The 10,476-nt window shown below is 67.9% G+C and carries 10 protein-coding genes; 4 read left to right on the top strand and 6 right to left on the bottom strand.

Translation table 11 applies throughout. The features are described 5' to 3' along the window. Nucleotides 1–116 precede the first annotated feature (116 nt). Entirely contained in the window at nucleotides 117–344 is a 228-nt protein-coding gene (locus AB0N07_RS48195; protein ID WP_365846909.1) for a hypothetical protein, read from the top strand. A gap of 102 nt (nucleotides 345–446) precedes the next feature. Here AB0N07_RS48195 and AB0N07_RS48200 read toward each other — a convergent pair whose 3' ends face one another. The 5 genes from AB0N07_RS48200 to AB0N07_RS48220 all read right to left on the bottom strand — a co-directional run bounded on the left by AB0N07_RS48200 (nucleotide 447) and on the right by AB0N07_RS48220 (nucleotide 4,449). Continuing rightward, nucleotides 447–974, bottom strand: a complete 528-nt coding sequence (locus tag AB0N07_RS48200; protein ID WP_365846911.1) for a 3'-5' exonuclease — start codon at nucleotides 972–974, stop codon at nucleotides 447–449. A gap of 23 nt (nucleotides 975–997) precedes the next feature. Beyond that, the gene (locus tag AB0N07_RS48205) at nucleotides 998–2,431 is read right to left on the bottom strand and encodes a caspase family protein (protein ID WP_365846913.1); all 1,434 of its coding nucleotides are present in this window, start codon (nucleotides 2,429–2,431) and stop codon (nucleotides 998–1,000) included. Continuing rightward, complete coding sequence (locus AB0N07_RS48210) at nucleotides 2,428–2,832, bottom strand: hypothetical protein (RefSeq protein ID WP_365846915.1); 405 nt, start codon at nucleotides 2,830–2,832, stop codon at nucleotides 2,428–2,430. Before AB0N07_RS48210 ends, AB0N07_RS48205 begins: the two co-directional genes overlap by 4 nt. Nucleotides 2,833–2,875: 43 nt before the next feature. Then, nucleotides 2,876–3,448, bottom strand: coding sequence for a SigE family RNA polymerase sigma factor (locus AB0N07_RS48215; RefSeq protein WP_365846917.1), 573 nt, complete (start codon nucleotides 3,446–3,448; stop codon nucleotides 2,876–2,878). Nucleotides 3,449–3,960: 512 nt separating this feature from the next. After that, nucleotides 3,961–4,449 (bottom strand): hypothetical protein, encoded by a 489-nt coding sequence (locus AB0N07_RS48220; RefSeq protein ID WP_365846919.1) that lies wholly within the window; start codon nucleotides 4,447–4,449, stop codon nucleotides 3,961–3,963. 270 nt (nucleotides 4,450–4,719) lie between these two features. Here AB0N07_RS48220 and AB0N07_RS48225 point away from each other — a divergent pair, with 270 nt between their 5' ends. The 3 genes from AB0N07_RS48225 (at nucleotide 4,720) to AB0N07_RS48235 (ending at nucleotide 10,055) form a co-directional block, all read left to right on the top strand. Continuing rightward, on the top strand, nucleotides 4,720–8,556 hold the full coding sequence (locus AB0N07_RS48225) for a helix-turn-helix domain-containing protein (RefSeq protein WP_365846921.1): 3,837 nt from the start codon (nucleotides 4,720–4,722) through the stop codon (nucleotides 8,554–8,556). 381 nt (nucleotides 8,557–8,937) lie between these two features. After that, nucleotides 8,938–9,168 carry a hypothetical protein gene (locus AB0N07_RS48230; protein ID WP_365846923.1) on the top strand — a complete coding sequence of 77 codons (231 nt, stop codon included), beginning with the start codon at nucleotides 8,938–8,940 and terminating at the stop codon, nucleotides 9,166–9,168. A 545-nt stretch (nucleotides 9,169–9,713) separates the two neighbouring features. After that, complete coding sequence (locus AB0N07_RS48235; protein ID WP_365846925.1) at nucleotides 9,714–10,055, top strand: hypothetical protein; 342 nt, start codon at nucleotides 9,714–9,716, stop codon at nucleotides 10,053–10,055. Between the two features lie 54 nt (nucleotides 10,056–10,109). Here AB0N07_RS48235 and AB0N07_RS48240 read toward each other — a convergent pair whose 3' ends face one another. Beyond that, nucleotides 10,110–10,331: a hypothetical protein gene (locus AB0N07_RS48240; protein ID WP_365846926.1), complete on the bottom strand. Its 222-nt coding sequence runs from the start codon at nucleotides 10,329–10,331 to the stop codon at nucleotides 10,110–10,112. Nucleotides 10,332–10,476 lie beyond the last annotated feature (145 nt).

Raw genomic sequence — 10,476 nt, forward strand, 5'->3', positions numbered from 1 at the left:
ACCGAAGAACAGCACCGCTGTCACCAGCACAGCCATGATCCGAAACAGAACACAGCTCACGTGGCGAAGCGAGACCTCAAGACCGGCTCACTAGGCCACCCACCGTGGAGCTGCGCGTGAGTGCCGAGGGACCACACAATGAGCCCCGGCCCCACCTCGACGCCTTGATCGACCTCAGCGAGGCTGGACCGACCGACCGCAGCTCGCTGACCGAGATGGCCGTGACCATCACCGTGTCTCCGCTGCTGGCAGACACCGAGCGCCGACAGGTGCTACGGCGGGCTCTCGTGCGCATGCTCCAGCGCTTCGGCTATGTCGAGGCCGACGAACATCTCCTCACGTGAGCTGCGGATACCTGCCTTCGTAGCCAGCACGGAAGGGCACACGGCGACACACCGCGAACTGCTCTGACGGGCCCATGCACTGGACCCGGCAGAGCGAGTCGGTCAGGCACCGACCTTCTCCTCCAGACGTTCCAGCACCCACTCCGGGGCCGACGCCAGGGACGTGAGCATCTCCAGCGCAGCGCGGGTATCGACAAGGACACGGTGCCCGCCACCCAGGGGCAGGAAGTCGCGTACGCCCTCCCAGTCGGAGCGTCGGCGCATGATGCACCCCCACTGATCCTTCGCCCGCAAGTGCTGCGGATCCGTCTCCACCCCCCAGCAGTCGCCCACGATGACCGTCTGGTCGTACTCCGCGTTGCAGGCAAGGATCTTCCGCCCGTCGGTGACCCGCAGCAGCTCCGGCAGCACCTCATCCCAGGTCGGCGCGTCCGCGACCATCGCGTCACTGATCCGGTGAACGTCGAAAACATCCGCGGTCACCGGGATCTGCGGGTTGACCAGGCTGTCCAGCAGCACCTCGCCGGTGGCCGCGTCGACCACAGCGACCTCCATGACCCGGCCCCACAGGGCGTGCGTCTCGGTGTCCAGCACAACCGCCACGCCCGGCTGCAGTATCCGCCGCGCCAAGTGGATCGCCTTGCCCTGCGCGCTCAGCGGCTGGATGCCGTCCGTGAAGCGGGACGCGACCGGGTTGCCGGCGAGCAGCGCGGCGACGTCGTCCCGTGACGGACTGCCGTCCGGGCCCCGTTTCCAGTTGGCTCCTTCAGCGCAGCCGGGGGTCCATCTCCAGTAGTTGTTGGTCGGTGCGGTAGATGCCGCCGACGAAGTGCTCGATGGCCGAGCGCAGGCGCACGGGGTCGACTCCATAGGTGCCCAGTGTCCCCACGACGACATAACGCTGGTCCGGAACGTGGCGATTGGCTCCCTGGCCGAATCCTGGCGGACGGGGTGTGTCGGGACGCAACCGTACGACGAGCACGTTGGAGTGGTTGGCGATTGTCCGCAGTACGCCGACGCACTCGACATCGGCCCAGGCCACGCGGGCCGAACGCTTTCCGTGGTGGACTCTCACTCAACCCCTGCGCGTTAATGGTCAATTCATAGCGGACTCTCTCTGCAACGACGGCCAGCGGGACGATGAGACCGAGAATCCCCAGTACGACGGCGGTCATGATCAGCAGGACGCGCCAGCCGCCGAAAACCAGTGTCAGAGTCACTGTGCCGACGAAGAAGACGACGGCTGCAATGACATCGCGGTGGTTGTCCGCGGGCGTGGCGGTAGATGGCTTCCGACGAAAACGAACTTCGTCTGCGCCGTCGCCTGCCGCCTTTGCACTCGTTCCGGATGGCTGGACAGGGCCGCGAACCAGGGCGATGTCCCCGGCAGTGTTGACGGAGCGCTTTTGCGGCCGCGGCAGTCCCGCCGCCTTCAGCACGGTGTCGATGTGCTGGTGGATGCCGTCCAAAGTCAGCGGTTCCGGCTGACTGAGGGAGTCCAGCAGGGCAGCGGTGAAGGCGGTGTGACGCTGCCCGGGCGGTGCGTGGGAGGGGGCGGTGGCCGTGGTGGAGGTGAGGGTGTAGGTGCCGCTCACGTCGAGTTGGGCCGACAGCAGGCTGCCCGATTCGGTCATGACGGCCACCGCGCGGCCCGAGAAGCAGCAGTCCAGCACCAGGACCCGTAGTCGTGCCCGGGCCCGGCCGAGGTAACGCTTGACCAGGTCGGCCGGGACGCCGGTGAAGCCGACGTGACCGGGGTCCGTGGAGGACAGGGCGAGGTGGAGCAGCCCGTCCTCGTCCAGCAGTCCGTGGCCCGTGTAGTAGACGAGCAGCAGGTCCTCGGCCTCGCGTGCGGCTTGGGCAAGTGCCATGCCGACGCTGCGGTGATCGGCCGGATCGGCGAGCACCCGGCAGTGTTCCGGCCGCAGAATGCCGTGCGTCTGATCTGTGAGCGCGGAACGGAGGTCCGTGAGGTTGGACTTCACGCCGGGAATCGCGGGCAGATCGATGTCGGCGAAGTCGCTGCACCCGATGAGGACCGCTCGGGAAGCGGCACCGTCGGGGAAGCGCGGCGCGCTCTGCGTCACTCCTCCCCGCCCTCCAGCAGCTGCCCGACCGCCCCGATCACCGCTTGCGGATCGCTTGTGCGGCGGACCTCCACGGTGACCTCTCGCCCATCACCGCGGCTCACGTGCACGGTGACGTCCGCACGACGTTGCACCAGCCAGGTCGACAGGGACCGAGCCAGCACGGCTCCCGCTCCGCCGGAGCCCAGCGCGACCGCCAGCACGTCGAGCGCGGCCTCCATCTGCCCCGGCTGCGGCGACCGGGCCAGCAGCTCAACCCGGCCGCGCAGCGCCTCCTCCGCAGCCAGCCAATCCCGCAGCGACACCAGATGCGTTTCTGCTTCCACACCCGGCTCGGCCGATACCTGCACCCTCAACGTGCAGCCTGCAGACGGCGTTTGGCTGTCCTCGCATTTCTCCATGAGGCCATCGTGCCAACAACAGCGGCCCAACACCCCAGACGTTTCACATCCGTTGGCGGCGGGGACGCGGTCCGTCCCGCGGATCATCGCGACCGGCGGCTACCGCCGAAGCGGGGTCGCGGTGCTGCAACTCCTCGCGGAGCCGGGCGAGGGAACGGTACAGAGTGCTCTTGACCGTTCCGGGCGCCATGCCGAGGGCGGAGGCCGTCTCCTCGGTGGACATCCGCTCCCAGTACCGCAGCACCACGACACTGCGCTGCTGCGGCGTCAGCACGCGCATGGTGTCCATCAGCAGCGCGCGGTCGGCGTGCTGCTCGGTGGAGTCCTTGACGGACGAGTCCGGCAACTGCCCGACAGGGAGCTCTTCCAGCTTCCTGGCCCGCCACCACTCCGTCCGGGTGTTGATCATGACGCGGCGCAGGTAGGCGTCTGCGAGTCGCTTGTCCGCTATGCGTTCCCAGTGGAGGTACGTTCGTGCGAGCGCGGTCTGTAACAGGTCCTGAGCGTCGAGCGGGTCGGCAACGAGGCGGCGTGCGCTGCGCAGCAGCGCGGTGTGCCGTGTGCGAACGTACTCTTCGAAGTCCTGAATTTCCCGACGGCGTGTGTGTCCACTCACGGCGGGATTCCTTTCATGGGTGGATGACGGTGGTCGGCCCTCTGTGGCGGTGGGTGCCAGAGGCAGCTGCGATGGGCGGCGTAGTTGGTGCAGCTCCTGCGACTGGGTGGGGGGCTGGCCGCGTACTGGCGGCTGCCGCCGCCGGGTGCGGCTCTGTCGACACTGCTCTCGGATCGACGGCGAAGCCCCGGCTCTGGCAGGGCTCGCAGGGCTTCGCCGTCAGGTGAGATTCCGTCCGGGGAGCGGCAGAGGTCAGGCCGACAGCCTGCTGTGACTCCGGTCGGCCGCCCGCCTCCAACGGATCAGCGGCTGACACAGTCGTTCCCGCCGTCGGCTCGGTTCCTGGCCAGTAGCCGTGCCGATCGTCCGCCAACAACCCACGCGGAGGAACAACTGCCCATGCCGCCAGCCACCGTGATCGCCAAAGTTGTCCTGACGAGTGAAGTGGTGCCGGCCGTCGGGTCCGGTGACGACGCAACTACGGAGGCCGCGGATCTGCGGCGGCCGACGGCCTACCAGTTCGGCTTGACTCCGGTGGCCTTCTTGACCACGCAGTGCCCGCTTCCGCCGCAGAGGCCGAATTCGGCTGCGTAGGGCATGTTGCCCTTCTTCATCATGTAGTTTCCGGTGGCGGCGTACGGGGTGTGCAGGTAGGCCTTTGTGCCCTCGGCCTTGAGCACGTAGTTCTGGTGCTTCTCGTAGTTGTGGAACCACAGCCGCGTCCAGTGCCAGCAGTGGCCCTTCGTCTGCTGCGAGTAGGAGAACATGTAAGACGCAGTGATGGCGTAGAAGGAGCCCTCGCTCTTGCACTGGCCGTCCTTGAGCGTGAAGATCTTGCCGGCGTCGTTTTGCGGGGAAACGCTGGCGCGAGACGGCGTGGCGGCGACCGCCGTAACGACGGCGCGGGTGGGGTGGGAGGGCTGAGCGGAGGCTCCCTGGGAGAGCGTCAGGCCGCTACCGAGGATGAGGGCCGTCGCGACGGCTGCGGTTGTCTTGCGCATGAAGGGTGTTCCTTCCGTTGTTGTGGCTGTGCTGCGTTCATGTCCTGACGAGCACTGCCGGTGCACCACCGAGTTCAGCGGGTCGGGAATTGAATGGGCAGCCGGTTCTGCCGCCCTGAACAATGGACTCGCTGCAGGTCACGGCCAGGCGCTGCGGCAGTGGCCAAAGCAGACGCCTTCGGATTGCGCTCCTGCCACGAGGTTGCGTACCTTGTCCGGCCTTGCGCCGCGTCCACGGGGGAAGCGGGCGGCTGGAGGGGTGAGTTGTCGATGGCGGGACGTCCGGAGAGCCCACTCGATCCCAGCACCGGGCCGGTGGCGCGGTTCGCGGCCGAGTTGCGCAAACTCCGGGCGGAGGCCGGGAGTCCGACCTACCGGGTGATGGCGCAGCGCGCGGGTCAGGGGACGAGCACCCTGTCGCAGGCTGCTGGTGGTGAGCGGCTGCCGACCCTGCCCGTCGTGCTGGCCTACGTGAGGGCGTGCGGTGGTAATCAGGAGGAGTGGGAGGAGCGTTGGCGGCAGGCGGCCGCTGAAGCAGCGGCGCAACCCCGGGCCGAGGATGGGGACGTCGAGCCTCCGTACCGGGGTCTGGCCCGTTTCGAGCCGGGCGACGCCAATCTGTTTTTCGGCCGCGCCGAGCTCACCGACCGCTTGGTGGAGCTGACCCGTTCCCGCCGGTTCACCGCGGTGTTCGGCCCGTCGGGCAGCGGCAAGTCCTCTCTCCTGCGTGCCGGCCTCATCCCCCGCCTCCGCACCCCGGACCCGGCCGGCCCACAGCCGGCCGCGCTGCGCGTCCTCACCCCCGGCGAGCACCCCCTGCGCACCCACGAACAGCGGCTGACCCCGAAGGACGGCGACGGAGACACGTGGCTGCTCGTGGACCAGTTCGAAGAGCTCTACACCCTGTGCCACGACCCGGCCGAACGTGACCACTTCATCGACTGCCTCCTGACCGCCACGCACCCCGCGAGCCGACTGCGCGTGGTCATCTCCGTGCGCGCCGACTTCCTCGGCCACTGCGCCGAGCACCCTGCCCTGACCGCCGCTCTGCAGGACGGCACCGTGCTTGCCGGGCCGATGAGCCGGGACGAATTACGCCAGGCCATCGTCAAACCCGCCCAGGCCGCCGGGCTGATCGTGGAGCGCTCTCTGACGGAGCGGATCCTGGACGAGGTCGGGGGCGAACCCGGCGCCCTGCCGCTGATGTCCCACGCCCTGCTGGAGACGTGGCGGCGGCGCAAAGGCCGCGCTCTCGTGCTCGAAGCCTATGAAGCGGCAGGCGCACTGCACGGAGCGATTGCTCGCACAGCTGAGGACGTCTATTCCCGCTTCACCCCGGACCAGGCCGATCTCGCCCGTCGGATTCTCCTGCGCCTGATCACCCCGGGTGAGGGAACCCCCGATACCCGACGGCCTGCCCCTCGCGCGGAGCTCGACTTCGCCGACCCGACCGATACGGCCATGGTCCTTGACCGCCTCGCGGGCGCTCGTCTGCTCACCCTGGACCACGACACCGTCGACCTCGCCCACGAAGCATTGATCATCGGCTGGCCCCAACTGGGTGCCTGGATCAATACCGACCGCGACCGGCTGCGCACCCACCGCCGGCTCACCGAAGCAACAGAAGCCTGGACGATGCTGGACCGCGACCCGGGAGCGCTGTACCGCGGAGCCCGGCTGGGCATCGCGGAGGAGGCATTCGCCACGCCTGGACAGCAACGCGAACTGACCGCCGTGGAGAAGGAGTTCCTCACGGCCAGCCTCGATACGCGCGAGCGTGAACGCATGGCTGCCGTGCGCACCACCCGTCGTCTGCGCTCCCTGGTGGCAGCGCTGACCGCTCTGCTCCTGGTGGCCTGCGCCGCCGTGGCCATCTCTCTCCAGGAACGCGCGACGGCCCGCAGCGAGCGAACGACCGCGATCTCCCGGCAGGTCGCCGCCGAGGCGGACCGGCTGCGCGCCGCTGACGTTCCCTCGTCCCATCAGGACGAAGCGCTGGCGGCGCAGCTCGACATCGCCGCCTACCGCATGCGGCCCTCGCCACAGACGTACACGAGCCTGGTCGGTGACGCCACCGCTCCCCTGTTCACGGAGATCCGGGAACAGAAGAAGGACACGCCGTCTCGCGACTACTTACCGAACAACGGCAGAGCGGCATACGACAAGGCCCACCGCATCCTGGCTCTGGTCGGAAACGATGCCATTCGTCTTTGGGACACGACCCACTTCACGCGCCCCAAGCCTGTCGGCCGTGCCCTGCCAGGCTGGCAGGTGGCGATGAGCCCCGACGGACGGGTCCTGGCCGTGGCGAACTACGACCTGACGGTCAGCCTGTGGAACACCGCCGACCTGTCACATCTTCGCAGGCTCGCCACGCTCCCTCCACCAGGAAATTCCCCTGGGAACTTCATGGCCTTCAGCCACGACGGCAACCTGCTCGTCATAGGCGGCGACCACGTCTCATCCCTGTGGGACGTACACGACCACCAGCACCCCGAGGTGCTCATTCGGTCTCTGCCCGCTGATCTCGCGGCTTTCAGCCCGCGCAGGCCGCTGCTCGCCACGCGCGATCCTGACGACGGCACAGTGCGACTCTGGGACACCTCTCACCACCGCCGCACCACCGTGCTCTCAGTGATCCGCGGCCGGATGACCGATGGAGACATACTCGCCTTCAGCCCCGACGGACAGACACTGGCCACCGGCGGATCCGACTACGGACAAGTATGGCTGTCGGACATCAGCAAGCCTCGGCATCCGCGTTTGCTGAACCAGAACCAGGCTGCCCACCTCAACGGTCAACTGAGCGTTCCCGGGGGGAGAGACACCGATGCCGTGGCCTACAGCCCGGACAGCCGGCTCCTCGCCGTCATCGCAGACACCGGAATCCAGCTGTGGGACATCACCGTTCCTGACACGCCTGAGCGCCTCGGCCAGCCGATGAGTCGTCGCTCACAGGGAGCAATCGCCGTGACGTTCGGACCCGATGGCCGGAGTCTGATCGCGGACGACAACCAGACTCTGCGTGTATGGCGTCTGCCGCCGCTTGCTCTTCTCGGTTGCCCCGCCTTGACCCCGGCCGGATTCAGCAGCGATGGCCGGACAATGGCGACGGTCTGCAGCGACGGGCTGGTGCAGCTCTGGGACACCGCCACGCCAGACGCACCTAGGCCCGTTGGTGGGAGCCTGCCGGGCTCGGCCGCCGTGTTCGCACCCCGGGGCCGTCTCCTCGCGGTCGAGACCCCCGACGGCGGACTACGGCTGTATGACACCACCGACCCGTCGCACCCCCGGTGTCTTGGCCGAATACCCGTGGCGAAGGGCCAAGATGTCGGCGCCATGGCCTTCGACTCCAAAGGGAACACACTGATCACGTACGAGGAGCGAGCGGGAGGAAAGGACGGATCCGCCGGGGCAGTCCAAGACGACGGCATCCGGGCCCGGATCTGGGACATCGCCGATCCGTCCCGGCCACGGCCCGCAGGAACCGGCATTCTGCGTGAAAATGAGCTTGACGTCGCACCCCTGACACCCAGCGCTGACGGACGCATGCTCGCAACGAGCGACGGGGGAGACGGCATCCACCTCTGGGACATGAGCAATCCCACCCACCCCGTCAGGCGTGGCGGCACCCTTCACGGGAGTGCTGTGGCTTTCGCGCCAAACGGCCACTATCTGGCAGTGGGCTCGCAAGAGCGAACCATCCGGCTGTGGGACACCACCCGCCCATCTCAACCGACGCCGCTGGGAACGCCGTTCCGGGCCGACGGAGCCGTCGATGAAGCAGTTGTCAGCCCTGACAGCCGAAGCCTGGCCATCAGAACCTCCGAGGGCGAGATCCAGTTATGGGACACCAGCAATCCACTCCGCCCCTCAGGCAGCGGGCACTCCTTCACCGGGCAGGCATCCTTCCTGGGCAGCCTCCTGTTCAGCCCGGATAGCCAGACCCTCGCCACGGGAGCTGAACAAGGCGCAGTCCGCATGTGGATTCTCGACGCCACTCGCGCAATCCGTCGCATATGTGCTGCAACCGGTCATGTTCTGACGAGGGCAGCATGGAAGCAGTACGTTGCAGGACTGCCTTACCACCCGCCGTGCCCCGGATGAGACGGCGGCGAAACGAGACCAGCTTGATCGCCTTCCACGCGGGTCTGGATCCAGTTGGACGAGCCTCAGATCTTCCTGATCGTCAGCCGCGAGTAAGCGTGACTCCGGAAGCGCCGCAGGAGGCTGGATCCGTGCGCCGGGCGGGCCGCCCGTTCGTCGGGCCGGATGCGACGTGACGGGGTTCACGCCGGACTGGGCGGGGCGGGGTTGCAGGGCTAACCCCGTGCTCCTCGAAGGTCGCGGCAGCTCGCCAACCGGCGGGCCCCCGACCAGCGTTGCAGCCCCTGTGTCACCCACCCCGAACCACCGCACCGCACCCCGGCACCCCGGCAGCCGAGGACCCGGCGGCGCGCTGCACGTGTCCCCGTCCGGGCGATCGGGATGTTCGGCGGCGGGGTTGCCGTCGGCGGCGCGGCGTACCTCGGCGCCTCCTGGTGGGTGTTCCTGTGCTCCGTGCTGTGCACGGCCATCGCCGGCGTTCCCGCGGTGCTGCCCCAGGAGTCCGAGCACCGGCGTGACGTGATGCGGGAGTTCCTCCGGCACCGTGAGCGCATGTACCGGCTGCGGCACGAGCGGCCCCCCAGTCGGACCACGGGGCGAAGGACCGCATGACGGCCCCGGACCCCGAAGGGGTGAACGGTGGCAGCCAGGACAAGCGTGGTGTTCAGCAATCGATCCGGAGAACACCATCACGTCCATCGCGAAGCTGCTGGGTGTCTCCCGCGCCAAACGCTCGCATGAGCCTGCCCGCGTCGCCCTGATTGGCTGATCCTGTGCCGCGTACACCTCGCGCGTTGAAACGACTGTGGCGTCCCGCCCTGGGGCCGGACGCCGTCACGTCACCGGTGCTGGATCCACCAGAGGGTGCCGGTGACGAGCAGCTGCCGCAGCCGAACTCCACCAGTTGCTGGGCGAGTTCGGCGCTCTCACATCCAGTCTGGGGGCTGCTCCGACCAGTTGGTCACGAGGGTTTGCGCTGGTCAGCGCGGGCTCTTTGGTTGTCAAGGCTGGCCATTTGCAAGGTTTTAGCATGCCATCGGTTGTCATCAGTAGACTTACCTGGTCGATGGCACAGGTCTTGCGCATGCCAACCGAGGCGGAGCTGCCGGGCGGCCCGCGACGCCGGTTTGTTGAGGAGTTGTTCTCGCACTACCGGAATGCCGGACGCCCCACGCTGCGGACTCGCCGACGACATCGCCGGCAAGTCGCAGTTCGACGCCTTCACGGTCAGCCGCGAGACGATCCGCAAGATGCTGCGGGGCATGACCGTCCCGCTGAGCTGGGCCGTGGTCAATGCCGTTCTCACGGTGCTGTGTGAGCGGGCCTTCATCGATCCAGACGAGGAGTACCACACGGGCGGTTACGGGGACGATACGTCCACGCGTCGGCAGGACCTGAAGCACCTGTGGAACGAGGCGCTGGACGCCCCGCCGCCGTCGCCTGGCCTACCCGCTGGCTGGGGGGGCGGAGCCCCTTACGCCGATGAACCGCCGTTCTGAGGCTGCCCAAGTAGTTGAAGCCGGATCGCGTGTCCGGCTTCGGTCGCGTGTACGTCATGTCCGCGGCTCTGAGCCTGGAGATTGGTCGTCGTTCCGGCTACTGCTGAACCAGAGAGTTCGAACCATGTCGGCCGCCGCGCGGCGCCGTGCCGGCTTCTTCGCGTACACCGCGGCAAGCGACAGCAGGATGATCAGCAGCAGATAGAGCAGCACGACCGCGAGCAGGGCCCACACCAGCAGTGGAACCCGGGCGATGAACGGCAGAAACGCCGTCACGGCGACCCCCATCAAAGTGCCAGAGCAATCTCCGCACTGACGGGGCGGCTCAACGTCGCTTCCTTGCCGGGTGATCCTTTAGGATCCGGGGCTTGTGGCTCGTGATCATGTGGTGGGGGATGGCTTCCCGGAGCGGATACGGATC

It is taken from the genome of Streptomyces sp. NPDC051172 (genome assembly GCF_040682555.1).
Classification (GTDB): domain Bacteria; phylum Actinomycetota; class Actinomycetes; order Streptomycetales; family Streptomycetaceae; genus Streptomyces.